At 59.8% G+C, this 16363-nt stretch carries 12 protein-coding genes and 2 pseudogenes; 10 read left to right on the top strand and 4 right to left on the bottom strand.

The annotated features are described in order from the left end of the window. Positions 1-70 precede the first annotated feature (70 nt). From PY649_RS10200 to PY649_RS10205, 3 genes and pseudogenes are all read right to left on the bottom strand, one after another. Positions 71-2041, bottom strand: coding sequence for a peptidoglycan L,D-endopeptidase MepK (locus tag PY649_RS10200; protein WP_285868207.1), 1971 nt, complete (start codon positions 2039-2041; stop codon positions 71-73). A gap of 174 nt (positions 2042-2215) precedes the next feature. After that, a pseudogene (locus PY649_RS35150) lies at positions 2216-2425 on the bottom strand (helix-turn-helix domain-containing protein); the annotation flags it as partial. A 122-nt stretch (positions 2426-2547) separates the two neighbouring features. Then, positions 2548-3799 (bottom strand): annotated as a pseudogene (locus PY649_RS10205) (sigma-54-dependent transcriptional regulator); the annotation flags it as partial. Between the two features lie 224 nt (positions 3800-4023). Between PY649_RS10205 and PY649_RS10210 the strand changes: the two are divergent. The 10 genes from PY649_RS10210 to hemH all read left to right on the top strand — a co-directional run bounded on the left by PY649_RS10210 (position 4024) and on the right by hemH (position 15350). Continuing rightward, positions 4024-5871, top strand: a complete 1848-nt coding sequence (locus PY649_RS10210; RefSeq protein ID WP_285868209.1) for a M3 family oligoendopeptidase — start codon at positions 4024-4026, stop codon at positions 5869-5871. A gap of 209 nt (positions 5872-6080) precedes the next feature. Then, the gene (locus PY649_RS10215; protein WP_285868210.1) at positions 6081-7241 is read left to right on the top strand and encodes an aminodeoxychorismate synthase component I; all 1161 of its coding nucleotides are present in this window, start codon (positions 6081-6083) and stop codon (positions 7239-7241) included. Next, positions 7226-7867 (top strand): aminotransferase class IV family protein, encoded by a 642-nt coding sequence (locus PY649_RS10220; protein WP_285868211.1) that lies wholly within the window; start codon positions 7226-7228, stop codon positions 7865-7867. Before PY649_RS10215 ends, PY649_RS10220 begins: the two co-directional genes overlap by 16 nt. Before the next feature lie 3 nt (positions 7868-7870). Further along, the gene (locus PY649_RS10225; protein ID WP_285868212.1) at positions 7871-8155 is read left to right on the top strand and encodes a YciI family protein; all 285 of its coding nucleotides are present in this window, start codon (positions 7871-7873) and stop codon (positions 8153-8155) included. Positions 8156-8163: 8 nt separating this feature from the next. After that, positions 8164-8532 (top strand): nuclear transport factor 2 family protein, encoded by a 369-nt coding sequence (locus PY649_RS10230; RefSeq protein WP_285868214.1) that lies wholly within the window; start codon positions 8164-8166, stop codon positions 8530-8532. Between the two features lie 9 nt (positions 8533-8541). Continuing rightward, positions 8542-9444, top strand: coding sequence for a heme-dependent oxidative N-demethylase family protein (locus PY649_RS10235; RefSeq protein WP_285868215.1), 903 nt, complete (start codon positions 8542-8544; stop codon positions 9442-9444). A 136-nt stretch (positions 9445-9580) separates the two neighbouring features. Next, entirely contained in the window at positions 9581-11032 is a 1452-nt protein-coding gene (locus PY649_RS10240; RefSeq protein ID WP_285868216.1) for a homospermidine synthase, read from the top strand. 181 nt (positions 11033-11213) lie between these two features. Next, entirely contained in the window at positions 11214-11585 is a 372-nt protein-coding gene (gene omp10, locus PY649_RS10245) for an outer membrane lipoprotein Omp10 (protein ID WP_285868217.1), read from the top strand. A 379-nt stretch (positions 11586-11964) separates the two neighbouring features. After that, positions 11965-14226 carry a 5'-nucleotidase C-terminal domain-containing protein gene (locus tag PY649_RS10250; RefSeq protein ID WP_285868218.1) on the top strand — a complete coding sequence of 754 codons (2262 nt, stop codon included), beginning with the start codon at positions 11965-11967 and terminating at the stop codon, positions 14224-14226. A gap of 98 nt (positions 14227-14324) precedes the next feature. Beyond that, on the top strand, positions 14325-15350 hold the full coding sequence (hemH, locus tag PY649_RS10255) for a ferrochelatase (RefSeq protein WP_285868220.1): 1026 nt from the start codon (positions 14325-14327) through the stop codon (positions 15348-15350). Positions 15351-15380: 30 nt separating this feature from the next. On the opposite strand, the gene PY649_RS10260 is transcribed toward hemH, so the two are convergent. Then, on the bottom strand, positions 15381-16289 hold the full coding sequence (locus PY649_RS10260; RefSeq protein WP_285868221.1) for a S1C family serine protease: 909 nt from the start codon (positions 16287-16289) through the stop codon (positions 15381-15383). Positions 16290-16363: the final 74 nt, after the last annotated feature.

Raw genomic sequence — 16363 nt, forward strand, 5'->3', positions numbered from 1 at the left:
GCCTCTGCGCCAGAAACAAAAAAACCGCCGAATCGCTTCGGCGGTTTTCTTTTGGAATTGATAGCAGCGGCTATTCGACGGAATTGAACTTCTTCACCTGCAGGAAGTTCACGGCCGAACCGCTGAAACGTTCCGGGTCGATCGATGCGGTCTGCACCTTGAAGCCTTCAGTGTAGACAGCAGTCGGCTGGGCGCGCAGCGTCGGGCTGACAAAGCGCGGAGCCTTGACCGGGCGGTTGACGATTTCGACGCGGGCATTTGTGATCGCCCATTGCGAGATCATCTTTTCGGTCAGCTTCGGCTCGGTTGTCACTGTCGCGCGGCCGGCGTCAGCCACGGCGGCATCCTGCTTGTTCGGGCGGCCGCCCTTGGTCGCAATGCCAGCGGCGATCGGACGTTCCTGTGGCACAGCCATCTCGAAATTGTCCCTGAAGCGACCGTTGCTGAGCTTCATCTCGTTGGCGGTCGGTGCGAGTGCCGCCACCTGCATCGGCATCGGCTGGTCCGGTCTCTTTTGCGGCGAGACCGCGGCGATCGCCCGCACGGCGTCATTGTCGGCAACCGCATTGTCTTTGGTCGGCACGGGCTGCTTCGGCGGTATCTCATCCTTGGATGCGGCGTTGTTAACAGCAGCCACAGCGACGGGCACGCCGAGATTCGCACCCGTTTGATCGACGCGATGCTGTTCGAGAGCAGCAACGATCGAGGGCGACAGCGTGCCCTCGTCGGCCGCATCATCGATCGCATCTGGATCGGCATCGGCCGAAGCCAGCAGGCTCTCTGCGACTTCCGGACGCTCAGCCGGAACCGGCACGTCGGCGGTCTGATCCTTCACGTCGGTCTCGGCCGAGGCAAGCTCAGCATCGCCTGGCGAACGACGTTCAAGCAATGCAGGTACGGGAACGTGATAGGCGCGAAGATCGGCAAATTGCTGCTGGTCCTGCTGGCCATTCGGCATGGCTGCGGCCATCGCATCCTGAGCGGCGTTCTGCGGTGGTGACATCAGAGCCGAGGCAACTTCGCTTCCCGCCGGCTGATTGCCGAAGGCCGGACGAACTTGCGGAACAGGCGCGTTTATGCTGGCAACCTGGGTCTGCTGCTGGCTGTCGTCGCCTTCATCCGCTGCTGCGGGCGCCTGCTCGGTCTTCTTGTTGCTGGCAACCATGGTGGTGGTCGGCGCCGCCGTTGCCGGTGCGCCTTCATCCGCATTGTCCTCTTCCTCATCCGCGCCGCCACCGCCAAACAGCCGGGCGAAGAAGCCGCGACGCGAATGCGAAGCACTGGCAATCTGGATATCGTCTGACGCCATGCGGCGCTTATAGTCGGCAACCGCCTCCTGATACCCCGGCAACGGCCGTCCGTCGGCCGGAATATGCATGGTCTTGCCATCGGGGAACAGACGGACGAGATCCTGGCGATCCATGCGCGGCCACGCGCGCACGCCGCCAACGTCCATGTGGACAAAGGGCGAGCCGGAGGTCGGATAATAGCCGACGCCGCCGACCTGCAATTTCATGCCGATCTCGCGCAGCTTCGCGAGTTTGACGTCGGGAAGATAGAAATCCATCGCATTGCCAAGCATATGCTGGCTCTTCTTCGCGACACCTGTATGGGCCGAACGCGTGCGCAGCATCTCGTTAGTTCCCGGCGAGCGGAAGCCGCATACGACATAGATGAATTCATGCGAGCCGCTTTCGCGGTAGACTTCCCAAATCAGGTCGAACAAACGCGGGTTCATCTTGGTCGGCTGGTTTTTACGCCAGTCGCGCAGGATGCGGTTCAGTTTCTCCAGACCGTCCGGATCAAACTTTCCATTGCGCTTGTAGGTGATGACTGCCTTTTCGCCTGTATGAACGTAGTAGATCTTGAGGCTTCGAGTCTCGCCGCCCGCCTGGGATGGGGTGCCAACGAAAACCGGAGTGGAAACAGCCATCGCAAGCAGACCAACGGCTACGACCTTGGCCACCTTACGAAATATCTCAGAGCACGCAGAAAGCCTGCTCAAGCTATTAAGCTTGGTATTTCCAATCAGATTCGGCAATTCGATCCCCGTCCGACAGACAATGTCGCATCGTGTTCCAAATGGCTGTCAATTGCGGTCACACGATGGCAAAAATGCCACACATGGTCGCCACCTTCATACATGGTGAACGATGCACTAACAAGTGCTTTACGACAGGTAACAAAATATGCTTGCCTAAACGTTAAAATACTTTCAGGCTGCATGTTTCTGCGGGTCATCCGGGTCTATCCCATAGTCTTTCAACTTGCGATAGAGGGTCGAACGGCCGATTCCGAGCTTTCTTGCCACTTGACTCATTTGCCCTCGATAGAATTTGAGAGCGAATCGAATGAGCTCTTCCTCAACATCTGCGAGCTTTCTGACGTCGCCGGACGGATCGGTGCTGGCGATAACATTGTCTGATATATGAGCAGATGATGCTTCGACGATAGACAGCGGTGTAGTTGTAATCGCTTCCGAAGAAATGACACGCATGCCGTGCTCAAATCTCTCTGTTGCATCCACGCCAATGCCGAAAGTCTGAGAATTATCCACAACTAAAGTCGGATGCTCAGCTGTGAAATAGCCCGGCAGCTGTGCCGCAATCTGCGGGAAATCGGCTTCAATCAATTCCGATCCCTCGGACAGCACGACGGCGCGGAAAATCGCGTTTTCGAGCTGGCGGATGTTGCCCGGCCAGTCATAAGCCGTCAGCAGCGCAAGGGCGCCGGGGCTGATCGAAAGCGAATGACCTAGCTTCTGTTCGAGCGCAAATCGGTCCGCGAAGGCGCGGGCAAGGTACGGAATATCTTCCTTGCGGCGGCGCAGCGCCGGCATGGTAATCGGGAAGACGTTGAGGCGATAATAGAGGTCTTCACGGAACCGACCGGCCTTCACCTCCTCGATTAAATCCTTGTTGGTGGCCGAGATCAACCGGACATTGACCTTCTGTGCGACGCGCGCGCCAACGGTCTCGATCTCGCCCTGCTGCACGGCGCGCAGGAGCTTGACCTGCACTTCCAGCGGCAGATCGCCGACTTCGTCGAGAAACAGCGTGCCGCCGTCTGCTTCCATGAACTTGCCGACATGCCGCTCGGCGGCGCCGGTGAAGGCGCCCTTCTCGTGGCCGAAGAGAATACTCTCGACAAGATTGTGCGGAATCGCACCACAATTCACCGTCACGAACGGCTTGCCAGCGCGGTCGCTGGCGGCCTGGATGGCGCGTGCCACCAGCTCCTTGCCGACACCGGATTCGCCTTCCAGCACCACGGGGATGTTCGATTGCGCAGCTCTCTGGGCAAGGTCGACGACCCGCATCATCGCCGGGCTCGCCGAGACGATGTCGTCGAAACTGATCGTGCTCGAACGCACTCTGCGTCCGGCACGAGCCCTTGCCTCGCGCTGATCGAGCTTCAGCGCATTGGCGATCGAAGCCGCTATCCGCTCTGGCGATACCGGCTTGACGACGAAATCGAAAGCGCCGGCCCGCATGGCCTGCACCACGGTCTCGATACCGCCCTGCCCCGTCTGCACAATGACGGGTATATCGGTACCCATATCGCTCAAAGCACCCAGAAACTCGATGCCGTTCATCTCCGGCATCATGAGATCGAGCACGATCACGTTGATCTGCTCGCTGTTGCGCTTCAGAATCTCCAGGCCGAAACGGCCATTCTCTGCCATATGAGCAACGTGTCCGTGCCGCTCGATAGCGTTTTTCAGCAGACGCCGTTGAATCGGATCATCCTCAACAACGAGAATCTGCGCGCCCCCCTTGGCGCTATTAAATACGGTCATTGGTGCCTCACTTCATGCGAAACCTGATGCGGACATTCGCAGAAAGGCTTGAACATGAAGTTTTGCCAAAGCATCGCATTTTAATCATTGCGACGAATGTAACATTGCGTGAGAGTCCGCTTGTTCGGCCCCAAGGCGATCCGCCTCTTGCCGCGGCCTTTTCAGCCGAATAGACACGGACGGACCGGACTGTCCCGCAAAGAAAAGCAGAGGAAATACCGCCCATGAGCCCTATCTTGCTCTATTCATCCCTTAACTTTTCAGCTGGCCCGGCGGCGGCGACCAATGCCGAACTCGGCGACCTGCCCGCCTGGAAGCTCAGCGATCTGTATCCTTCCGCCACATCCACCGCCTTCGTCAGCGACATGGAAAAGGCTGGCAAGGCGGCGATCGCCTTCGAGGAAAAATGGAAGGGCAAACTTGCCGACGCTGCGACCAAGACCGGTGACGCCGGCATCGGCGCCGCGCTGAAGGAATATGAAGCACTGGACGATATCATGGGCCGCCTCGGCTCCTTCGCCGGACTTACCTATTTCTCCAACACCAGCGATCCGGCCAATGGCAAGCTCTATGGCGACGTACAGGCGCGGCTGACCGACTATTCCGCCCATCTGCTGTTCTTCCCGCTGGAACTGAACCGTATCGACGATGCCGTGATGGATGCCTGTATGGCGAATGATCCGGCCGCAGGCCATTACCGTCCCTGGATTGTCGACCTGCGCAAGGACAAGCCCTATCAGCTCGAGGACAAGCTGGAGCAGTTGTTCCTGGAAAAATCCATGACCAGTGCCGCCGCCTTCAATCGCCTGTTCGACGAGACCATGGCGGAGCTGCGCTTCGACGTCGACGGCGAGAAGCTGCCGCTGGAAGTCACCTTGAACATGCTGCAGGAAAAAGATCCTGAGGTACGCCGCAAGGCGGCGATGGCTCTGGCCGAGACCTTCAAGGCCAATTTGCGCGTCTTCACCCTGATTACCAATACGCTCGCCAAGGATAAGGACATCGCCGACCGCTGGCGCGGCTTCGAGGACATCGCCGACAGCCGGCATCTGGCCAACCGTGTCGAGCGCGAAGTTGTCGACGCATTGGCGGCGGCGGTGCGCGACGCCTATCCTCGCCTCTCGCACCGCTACTACAATATGAAGGCCAAGTGGCTCGGCATGGAGCAGATGAACTTCTGGGACCGCAACGCGCCGCTGCCCGAGACCTCCAACGCGCTGATCCCCTGGACCGAGGCGAAGCAGACGGTTCTTTCCGCCTACGGCAATTTCGCCCCGGAAATGGCTGATATCGCCAAGCGTTTCTTCGATGAGGAATGGATCGACGCGCCGGTGCGTCCCGGCAAGGCGCCGGGCGCGTTCGCGCACCCGACCGTTCCTTCCGCCCACCCTTACGTGCTCGTCAACTATATGGGCAAGCCGCGCGATGTCATGACGCTGGCACACGAGCTCGGCCATGGCGTGCACCAGGTGCTTGCCGGCGGCCAGGGCGCGCTGATGTGCCAGACACCTCTGACGCTGGCTGAAACCGCCTCCGTCTTCGGCGAAATGCTGACTTTCCGTGCCCTGCTCGACAAGACCACCGACAAACGCGAGCGCAAGGCGATGCTGGCCCAGAAGGTCGAGGACATGATCAACACGGTCGTCCGCCAGATCGCCTTCTACGAATTCGAGCGCAAGGTTCACACCGCCCGCAAGAACGGCGAGCTGACATCGGACGATATCGGCGAGTTGTGGCTTTCCGTCCAGTCGGAGAGCCTCGGTCCGGCGATCAAGATTTCCGAGGGCTACGAGACCTATTGGTCTTATATCCCGCATTTCATCCACTCGCCTTTCTACGTCTATGCCTATGCCTTCGGCGATTGCCTGGTGAACTCGCTATACGCCGTCTACCAGAATGCCGAGCAGGGCTTTCAGGCCAAATATTTCGAGATGCTGAAGGCCGGCGGCACCAAGCATCACTCCGAACTCCTGAAACCCTTCGGCCTCGACGCGACCGATCCGTCGTTCTGGAGCAAGGGACTGTCGATGATCGAAGGGCTTATCGATGAGCTGGAAGCGCTAGATAAGTGAGGTTTCACCTTCTCCTCAGCGGGGAGAAGGATGCGCGTCGGCGCAGGTTGAGGGGACGTTGCGCCGTAAGGAGGATTATTGCCTTTCGCTCGCCGCTCGAGGCCCTCGGAGTTTCACTCTTCGGCCCCCTCATCCGACCCTTGAGGCCACCTTCTCCCCGCTGGGGAGAAGGTGTTAGCAACATCTGACACAAGGACTCAGAAGGCCGCATGGCCGATGCCCAACCCTACGTCCTCTTCCGGGACGACAGCACAGGACAGGTGATGCTCTTTGCCGAGCCGACGGAGATCATCATCGCTCGAACACGCGCGGAATTCTTCAGTGCCCTTCACCGGATGGAGAAGGCGAAGGCCGAGGGAAAATGGCTGGCGGGCTATATGGCCTATGAGGCCGGGCATCTCTTCGAGGAAAAACTCGCGCCTTTCGCCGAGGAGAACCGCGAGACGCCGCTGCTCTGCTTCGGCGTTTTCGATGCTCCCGCAACGGAGGATCATCCCCTCGCTCAGCCGTTGCAACGCCTTGAAAACGAGGCGTTTCTGACCGACGCCGCGGCAGCATGGGACTTCACCATATATAAAGAGAGATTCGACCGGCTGCATTGGCATCTGCGCCAGGGCGACTGCTATCAGGCGAACCTTACGATGCCGATCTCGGCCCGCTGGAATGGCGACGCCCGTGCCGCCTTCTGGTCGCTGATCGAGCGTCAGCCGGTAAAGTATGGGGCGCTGGTCGATCTCGGCGGCCCTGTCATCCTGTCGCGCTCGCCCGAACTCTTCTTCCGCACGGATGAGGACGGCTGGATCGAGACGCATCCGATGAAGGGCACGGCCAGGCGCGGCGCGAATGCCGCCGAGGATGAAGAGATCATCGCCGCCATGCTTGCAGATGAGAAGACGCAGGCCGAGAACCGCATGATCGTCGATCTCCTGCGCAACGATATCTCGCGCATCACCGAAGTCGGTACGCTCGACGTGCCGAAACTTTTCGAGATCGAGACCTATCCGACCGTGCACCAGATGGTCAGCCATGTGCAGGCGAAGCTGCGCCCCGCCTTGACCATCCGCGATATCTTCGCCGCCCTCTTCCCTTGCGGCTCGATCACCGGCGCGCCGAAAATGCGGGCGATGGAAATCCTGCACGAGCTCGAGGACGGCCCCCGCGACGCTTATTGCGGGGCGATCGGTATGATTTCACCGACCGGCGCCATGCGTTTTTCCGTGGCAATCCGCACTATCACGCTGTTCGATGACGGTAGCGCCGTGTTCAATGTCGGCGGCGGCATCGTTTTCGATTCGACGGCGGAAGCGGAATATGAAGAATGCCTGCTGAAGGCACGCTTCGCCGTGGGGGATCGATGGATCAAGCGCTAGACGACTTTTCGCTGATCGAGACGTTGCGCTATGAACCGCAAACGGGCTTCGTACGCCTGCGCTTACATCTTGCCCGGCTGCAACGTTCCGCCCGCCGACTGGGTTTTCCCGCACCGAGGGATGCGCTAACGAAACTGGATGCTGTCGTAGCCGGCGCGAGCGCGCCATTGCGGGTTCGGCTGACCTTCGATCGCGCAGGACGGACGGAAATCACCACCGCTCGTTTCGCGCCGCTGGCTGCCGATACGGTCTGGCGCGTCTGCATTGCAGAGACACGCCTCGATTCGGCCGACAAGCTGCTGCGCATGAAAACGACCCGTCGATCTGTTTATGAAGCCGCCCGCGCCGAATATTCGCCGACGGAAGCTGACGAGGTGTTACTGCTCAACGAAAAGGGCGACGTCTGCGAGGGCACGATCACCTCGATTTTCCTCGACGATGGCTCCGGCCTTTTGCGGACGCCACCTATTTCTTCAGGGCTGCTCGCCGGCGTGTTGCGCACCGAGCTTATATGCCAGCGCAAGGCGCGCGTCGGCCACATGGGGCTGGACGATCTCGAAAAAGGCAGCCTTTATATCGGAAACTCTCTGCGCGGACTGATCCGCGCGCAACTCCTGCGGAATTGACTGATGTTCATCCTCTCGCTGACCTATCTCAAGGGCAATAACGAAGCCGACAAGCACATGGAGCCCCATTTGGCCTGGGTGAAGGAGGGCTATGCCAAGGGCTGGTTCCTCGCTTCCGGCCGTAAGGTACCGCGCACCGGCGGGATCATCTTCGCCCGCGCCGACCGCGCTGAACTAGAAGCCTATGTCACGGCCGATCCCTTCACCATCCACGGTGTTGCCGCTTATGAAGTCACGGAAATCGCTCTGACGACCGTGACAGAGGGGTTGGAGATGTTGAAGAGCTGAGAAAACCGATGGACGATCTGCAGGCGCACTTGAAAGATCTGGAAGAACGGCTCTTCGACCCGACGGTGCGTGGCTCGCGACAGATGCTGGTGGAACTGCTCTCTGCCGAATTCCGCGAGATCGGCAGCTCCGGCCGGCTCGTCGACCTAGAGGACGTCCTGACCGGGCTTCCGGCAGATCCGGAGAATATCGCCTCGCGGACACTTGGGGACTTCCACGCTCTTCTGCTTTCGGACGGCATCGCTCTGGTCACATATCGGGCGACCCGGGCGTCTCCCGGCAAGCCGACGGTCAGAACGCTCCGAAGTTCGATCTGGCGGCTGGAGGCGGACGGCAAGTGGCGGATGATCTTCCATCAGGGAACGTTGATGCGATAAGCTTTATCCATGACACAACTGACTTACACACCCTATGACGGTTCGGCCAAGCCTTTTGCCATCGGCCTGGCGCCGCTGGACCTAGCCCGCTGGATCGAACCCGACGCGGATCTCGGGCGTTACCTCCATGAAAAAGCGCGCCTTTCCCGCGATCATCTAAACGAAGTCTTCGTTGCGGAGGACAACACGCAGGACGCGCAGCAGGAGGCGCTCGACCTGCTGGCGGCCTATCTCTGTGAACGGCATGCGGCCGTCTGCCGCCGCGAAAGCGATATCGTCTCTGCCGCAGGGCACTCCGTTGATCTTGCCGACCCAAGCCTGCCCCCGCTTCTGAAAGCAGGCTCGCTCATTGCCGATGATCTCGTAATCATGCGGCGCAAGGCAGACGGCTGGCATCTCGTTGCGGGCCACGTCGCGTTTCCCTCGTCATGGTCCCTTGCCGAAAAATTCGGGCGGCCTATGCAGGCGATTCATGGCGAAGTGCCCGGCTTCGGCGACGGAACCCGCAATGCGGTGCTCATCAACCGCATCTTCGACAATCTTCAGGTGACGCAACCGGTCGAGCGGTTCAATTGGTCCGTCAGCGCCAACGGCAATCTTCACCTGCCGTTTCCGCCCATCCGCCCAAAGGCGGGCGAGACCTTTACACTCAAGGAACGCTTCGCGCGCATCGAGCGGCAAACACTGCGGAAACTGCCCATATCTGGCGATATTCTCTTCACCATCCGCATCTATGTCGACCCTATCGCCGCGATTGCGAGCCATCCCAAAGCCTCGGAACTGGCATCGAGCTTCGCCGCACAATTGGATGCATTGGACGACTCGCAAGCGGCCTATAAAGCCCTGGTTCATCAGAAAGCGGAGCTGGTGAGGCAATTGCGAATGCTGGCGGAAGCTGCTTCCGACGCTTGACATTTGCCCGATAAGCCGGGACGGCTCTTTATTGTGACATCAATTTATGGTTAGAGCCGTTCAACTCGCATTTTAGCGCAAACATTGGTTGAATTTCACAGGCCGAACGGCGTCCCGCCTTTCGAAGGAGAAAAGAATGACGGAACAGAACTATCCGGTATATGCCGAAATTACCGGTCCGATCGTAATGATCGGCTTTGGCTCCATCGGCCGTGGCACCCTGCCCCTGATCGAGCGCCATTTCAAATTCGACAAGAGCCGGATGGTCGTCATCGATCCGCAGTTGGACGCCGCCCACTTGGCGATCCTGGAGAAGCACGGCGTCCGGTACATTCAGGAATACGTCACCAAGGAAAACTACAAAGACCTCTTGCTGCCGCTCTTGACCGAAGGCAGCGGCCAGGGCTTCTGCGTCAACCTTTCGGTTGATACGTCGTCGCTCGACCTCATCAAGTTTTGCCGCAAGCACGACGTGCTCTATATCGACACCGTGGTCGAACCCTGGCTCGGCTTCTATTTCGACAAGAGCATGAAGAATGCCGACCGCACCAACTATGCGCTGCGCGAGACGGTGCGCAAGGAAAAGGCGAAGAACCCCGGCGGCGCGACGGCGGTTTCCACCTGCGGCGCAAACCCAGGCATGGTGTCCTGGTTCGTCAAGCAGGCGCTCGTCAATCTCGCCAACGACATCGGCCTCAAGTTCGAAGAGCCGGATCAACATGACCGCGAAGGCTGGGCCAAGCTGATGAAGAAGGTCGGCGTCAAGGGCATTCACATTGCAGAACGCGACACCCAGCGCACAAAGCATCCGAAGCCGTTGAACGTCTTCTGGAATACCTGGTCCGTCGAAGGCTTCATCTCCGAAGGCTTGCAGCCGGCCGAACTCGGCTGGGGCACCCATGAAGATTGGATGCCGAAGAACGCGAAGAAGCACAAGAAGGGCAATCAGGCTGCCATTTACCTGGAACAGCCGGGCGCCAACACCCGCGTCCGCACCTGGTGCCCGACGCCTGGTCCGCAGTACGGCTTCCTGGTCACGCACAACGAGTCGATCTCGATCGCCGACTACTTCACGGTTCGCGACAAGGATGGCGAAGTCACCTTCCGCCCGACCTGCCATTACGCCTATCATCCGGCCAATGATGCCGTGCTTTCGCTGCACGAAATGTTCGGCAACGGCGGCACGGCGCAGCCGGTCCATCACGTTCTCGACGAGGACGAGCTTGAGGACGGCATCGACGAACTCGGCGTCCTGCTCTATGGCCACGCCAAGAATGCTTACTGGTACGGCTCGCGCCTGTCGCTCGAAGAGACCCGCCGCATCGCGCCCTACCAGAATGCAACTGGCTTGCAGGTGACTTCAGCCGTGCTCGCCGGCATGGTCTGGGCACTGGAAAACCCGACCGCCGGCATCGTCGAAGCCGACGAAGTCGACTACAAGCGCTGCCTCGAAGTGCAGCTGCCCTATCTCGGCCCGGTTGAAGGCCACTACACCGATTGGACGCCACTCGATGGCCGGCCGGGCCTGTTCCCGGAAGACATCGACACCAAGGACCCGTGGCAGTTCAAGAACATCCTGGTTCGTTGATCGACGGATCATTTGAATAGTCGAAGATTGAAATGCCCGCACAGGCTGTGCGGGCATTTTTGTTACGCTCGCCGGATAAATCAAAGTGACGGATTCTGGAGCCTTGCTTTCAACAGATCGCCGCGCCATGTTTCTCGCAACCAACAAGACAACAGTCCGCCTTCAATCGCGGGAGACATTTATGAAGATTAGAACCAGCCTTGCTCTTATTGCCGCCGCGGCAGCGCTGTCCGCCTGCGTCGATTTCGGCGGATCGAGGGCTCCGCCTGCTACCCGCGCCAGCGTGCAGCCGCAGGGAGTGGAAGGTAATTGGAGCGATGCGAACGGCCTAATTTCCACCTTCCAGGCCGGCACATTCACGACTCACACCACCGACAGCAACTCGGTTCTGGCTTCCGGCACCTATTCCAACGTCTCCCCCGGCCTGATCGAGATCAACATGACCTCGCTGGTGCGCAAGACGCAGTCCAAGATCAACTGCGCCCTGATCAGCCCCTACCAGCTCAACTGCACCTCCGATGCCGGGAAACAGTTTTCCCTCAATCGCCGATAGGCTAAAACAGGCGGTATAGACGGATAGCGCCATGCGTAGAACGGCGCGATTTCGGTCTTGCCGCCCCATTGCCGCTCACGCTCCTGGCGGAGGTTCTTGCCGCCAATAGCGACAAGGCGTGGAGCCGTGCTCGATTGCGACGGACGACCGGCATATCCATCACCGCCCTGTTCAATTTTTTACTCCATCGGCTGGCACCTATGGCCCCGCTTCCTTCCAAGCATGTGCCTGATCCCACGAGCGATTCCGCCTCTTTGTAAAATCCTAATGAAGCCAACAGCTTTTGCTTGCGCTCACTCCGCCGTGATGAAAACATCTGTTTGGGGGACCGCCTTGGGGCACAGGCGGGCCGGAATGTGATGACTAACAGGAGAGACAGATGAAGCAGCCCTTCGGAGTGGGTTTATTGGCCGCCACGCTGCTGGCGCTCAGCAGCAGCGCCGCCTTTGCGGACTATCAGCTCAACATCCTGCACTTCAATGATTTGCATTCGCGCATAGAGTCGATCAACAAGTTCGATGCCACCTGCTCCGCAGCAGAGGAAGCCAAGAATGAATGCTTTGGCGGCGTCGCACGTCTGAAGACGGCGATCGACCAGAGGCGTGCCGCGCTTGCCGGCCAGAATGTGCTGGTGCTCGATGCTGGCGATAATTTCCAGGGCTCGCTGTTCTACACCACCTACAAAGGCGCCGCCGAGGTCGAATTCCTCAACGACATGAAAATCGACGCCATGACGGTCGGCAATCATGAGTTTGATGATGGCGAAGGCCCGCTTGCCGCCTTCCTCGACAAAGCGCAATTCCCCGTCGTCACCGCCAATCTGGTGGTCGACGACCAATCGAAAATCGGCGACCGCATCAAGAAATCCATCGTGCTCGATATCGGCGGCCAGAAGGTCGGTATCGTCGGCGCGGTTACCACCGAGACCCCCGAGCTCGCCTCGCCCGGCCCTCACGTCAAGATCACCGACGATGCCGCCGCCATCAGCGCCGAGGTAGATGGGCTGAAGTCGCAGGGCGTCAACAAGATTATCGCGCTCACCCATGTCGGCTATCCGCGCGATGTCGAGAAGATTGCCAGGATCGCCGGCGTCGATGTCGTCGTCGGCGGCCATTCGCACACGCTGCTGTCGAACACCGACCCGAAAGCGGCCGGCCCCTATCCGACCATGGTCGACAACCCAGCCGGCTATAAGGTTCCGGTCGTTCAGGCCGCCTCCTACAGCAAATATCTCGGCGATATCGTCATCACCTTCGATGACAATGGCGTCGTCAAGGAAGCCAAAGGCGATCCGATCCTGCTCGATTCTTCGGTCAAACCGGATCCCGCCATCACTGCCCGTATCCAGGAAATGGCCAAGCCGATCGAAGAGCTGCGCCACAAGGTCATCGGCTCCTCCACCGACGCGATCGATGGATCGCGCGAAGTCTGCCGCGCAGCCGAATGCCCCATGGGCAATCTCGTGACCGACGCCATGCTCGATCGCACGAAAAACCAGGGCATCAGTATCGCCATCCAGAACGGCGGCGGCCTGCGCGCCTCCATCGGCGGCGGCAACGTCACCATGGGTGACGTGCTGACCGTGCTGCCGTTCCAGAACACGGTCGCCACCTTCCAGTTGACCGGCGCCGACATAAAGGCGGCGCTGGAAAACGGCCTCAGCCAGATCGAGGACGGCGCTGGCCGCTTCCCGCAGGTCGCCGGTCTCAAATATACTTTTGACAAATCAAAGCCACCCGGCAGCCGGGTTGTCTCCGTGCTGGTGCAGGAAGGCACAGAATTCGTACCGCTCGATCCGAACAAAACCTACGGCGTCGTCAGCAACAATTATATGCGTGCCGGCGGGGACGGCTACGTCGTCTTCGCGCAAAACGCTAAGAATGCCTATGACTTCGGCCCCGATCTGGAAGCAGTCGTCGCCGACTATCTGGCGGCGCATAACCCCTACAAGCCCTATACGGACGGCCGCGTGACCCAGGTTGGCGGAACCCCAGCCGCCGCCCAACCGGAGGCGGCCAAGCCGGTTGACGGGCAGCAGGCAGCGGCGTCGGATCAGAAACCTGCGCCAGCAGCGACCGATGCGAGCACAGCCCCTTCCACAGCGGCACCCGCGACTTCAGCACCAACCACGTCAACAGCTCAGACTACGACGACCGCTCCAGCAACAACAGCTCCCGCCGCCACCGCTCCAGCCGCGACTGCGACGGCACCCGGCACCAACACGACACCCGACACGTCAACGTCTCAGACCACCGCGCCCGCCGCGACGCCTCCCGCAACAACGACAGCGCCCACCACAACCGCGCCGGCTGCTTCAGCACCCAGCACCAACGCCCCGGCTACAACGTCTCAGACCGCCGCGCCAACAACGACCCCTCCGGCAACAACGACCACCACCCCGACGACGACGGCTCCTGCTGCCACGACAACGGCACCAGAGACCACCGCACCGGCGCCTCAGGCTAGCGAGCAGCCGAAAACGCCGACCACCCATGTCGTCGCCGCCGGTGATACCCTGTGGGATCTCGCCAGAACCTATTACGGCGATGCCAATGAATGGCACAGGCTTGCGGCCGCCAACCGCCATCTCAGGCCACACCACCTTGCGATCGGCCGTGAATTGGAGATTCCGGCCAAGTAAGGACGATTTGTCTCGCAATCGTCGGCCGGTCCGGGCTTTCCCGGGCCGGCTTTTGTTCCTATGTGAGGTGCTTCGTTTCGCTAAGAGGACCACAATTGATGACCGCAGAAGCCCCGGCTGGCCAATCGCAACAGAAATCCGGCAGGATCGGTGTCCTTCTCGTCAATCTCGGCACACCCGACGGCACCGACTACACCTCGATGCGACGCTATCTGCGCGAATTCCTGACCGACAAACGCGTCATCGAATGGTCTCCGTGGAAATGGTACCCGATCCTCTTCGGCATCGTCCTCAACACCCGCCCCGGCAAGGTCGGCAAGGCCTATGAGACGATCTGGAACAAGGAAAAGAACGAAAGTTTCCTGCGCACCTATACCCGCAACCAGTCGGATTTGATGGCCGGGCGGCTGAAGGACTTGCCCGGCGTTATCGTCGATTGGGCCATGCGCTACGGCAAGCCATCGATCGGCGAGCGTATTCAGGGGCTAAAGGATCAGGGCTGCGACCGCATCCTGCTGTTTCCGCTCTATCCGCAATATGCGGCCGCGACCACCGCCACCGTCAATGACAAGGCTTTCGAGAAACTGATGGCCATGCGCTGGCAGCCGGCGCTACGCACCGTGCCCGATTATCATCCCGATCCCACCTATATCGAGGCGCTCGCCAACTCCGTCACCCGGCATCTCGCCACGCTCGACTGGCAACCGGAAAAGATTTTGGCCTCCTTCCACGGTATTCCGCTTTCCTATTCCGAAAAGGGCGATCCCTATTACGGCCAATGTATCGAGACCACTCGATTGCTGCGCGAGAAGCTCGGCCTTTCCAAAGAACAGCTCATAGTCACTTTCCAGTCCCGCTTCGGCCCGGAAGAATGGCTTCAGCCTTATACCGACAAAACGGTGGAGCGCCTCGCGAAGGAAGGCACCAAACGCATCGCTGTCCTCAATCCGGGCTTCGTCTCGGACTGCCTGGAAACGCTCGAGGAAATCGCCGAACAAGCTGCCGAATCATTCCACCACAATGGTGGCGAGAAATTCACACACATCCCCTGTCTGAACGACAGTGAGGATGGCATGCGTGTGCTTGAGAAGGTCGTGCGGCGGGAGCTGTTGGGCTGGGCTTAGCACCCGAAGCTCCAATGCGCCCGCGTTGCCTCACTGCAGTTGCGGCTTCCGGAGAAAACTGTTGCGATCGGCCGATTTGACGCGCAGCCATGCCTCTCGACCGTCACGCAATATCCTCATGGGGATTTCTGCGCCGGCAGGGCCACTTTCCCACACCTTGCGATAGAAATCTGCGAGACTATCAACCTCTCCATCTCGGATCTCGGAGATGACGTCGCCCCGACGCAAGCCCGCCTGCGCAGCCGGCCCCCCTTCCGCCACGCTCATGACCACGACTTCGCCGTTGCTCTCGGCGGAGAATGCGCCGAGCCAGGGTCTGGGCGGCTTGTTGACCTGGCCTCGATTGAGCAGATCATCAAGAATAGGCGGCAGCAGATTGATCGGCACGACCATATTGATATCGGCAGTTTCCTCGTCTTGGGATGCCATTTGCAGGTGAAGCGAGCCGATACCCAAAAGCTTGCCGTCCCTATCGATTAGCGCGGCGCCGCCCCATGAGGGATGAGCGGGCGCGACGAAGATCGCCTCGTCGAGCAGATATTCCCAATAACCAGCGAATTCCTGTTTGGCCACGATGTTCGCGCGGACGAATTGACCGATCCCGTCGGCAATCACCACGGGATCGCCGATCTCGGCCTTAGCCGCATCGCCGAAATCCAGTGCCGGGACGCCAAGCGACCCCAGCGCCTGGACCAAGCCAAAACCGGTTTCCTGATCATAGGCAAGCGCATGAGCAGGAACCACATGACCGTCATTGGTCGTCAACCAGACCTCGTCGGCCTCGGTGATCAGATAACCGATCGTGAGCACCAGCCCATTGCCTCTGATCACTACACCGCTGCCTTCCCGCCGGGTCCCTAACGCCCCGGCCGTGAAGGCATCTTCCGGGATTGAAGCGTGTACGGCCACGATTGACCGCAAAGTCCTATCGATATTCATTGTCTCACCCTCGTGATGCGCCATGCGATGGCTCAGAAGGCTACGCGACGGCAGAAACCGGATACATTTCCTAC

Origin of the sequence: Rhizobium mayense (assembly GCF_030272705.1) — a bacterium.
GTDB classification, from domain to species: Bacteria; Pseudomonadota; Alphaproteobacteria; order Rhizobiales; family Rhizobiaceae; genus Rhizobium; species Rhizobium mayense.

Bases quoted from the DNA above. Each gene is read 5' to 3' on its own strand.
- hemH (WP_285868220.1), top strand. From the start codon at position 14,325: ATGACCGCAGAAGCCCCGGCTGGCCAATCGCAACAGAAATCCGGCAGG.
- PY649_RS10210 (WP_285868209.1), top strand. From the start codon at position 4,024: ATGAGCCCTATCTTGCTCTATTCATCCCTTAACTTTTCAGCTGGCCCG.
- PY649_RS10240 (WP_285868216.1), top strand. From the start codon at position 9,581: ATGACGGAACAGAACTATCCGGTATATGCCGAAATTACCGGTCCGATC.
- PY649_RS10230 (WP_285868214.1), top strand. From the start codon at position 8,164: ATGGACGATCTGCAGGCGCACTTGAAAGATCTGGAAGAACGGCTCTTC.
- PY649_RS10215 (WP_285868210.1), top strand. From the start codon at position 6,081: ATGGCCGATGCCCAACCCTACGTCCTCTTCCGGGACGACAGCACAGGA.
- PY649_RS10250 (WP_285868218.1), top strand. From the start codon at position 11,965: ATGAAGCAGCCCTTCGGAGTGGGTTTATTGGCCGCCACGCTGCTGGCG.
- PY649_RS10235 (WP_285868215.1), top strand. From the start codon at position 8,542: ATGACACAACTGACTTACACACCCTATGACGGTTCGGCCAAGCCTTTT.
- PY649_RS10220 (WP_285868211.1), top strand. From the start codon at position 7,226: ATGGATCAAGCGCTAGACGACTTTTCGCTGATCGAGACGTTGCGCTAT.
- omp10 (WP_285868217.1), top strand. From the start codon at position 11,214: ATGAAGATTAGAACCAGCCTTGCTCTTATTGCCGCCGCGGCAGCGCTG.
- PY649_RS10260 (WP_285868221.1), bottom strand. From the start codon at position 16,289: ATGAATATCGATAGGACTTTGCGGTCAATCGTGGCCGTACACGCTTCA.
- PY649_RS10225 (WP_285868212.1), top strand. From the start codon at position 7,871: ATGTTCATCCTCTCGCTGACCTATCTCAAGGGCAATAACGAAGCCGAC.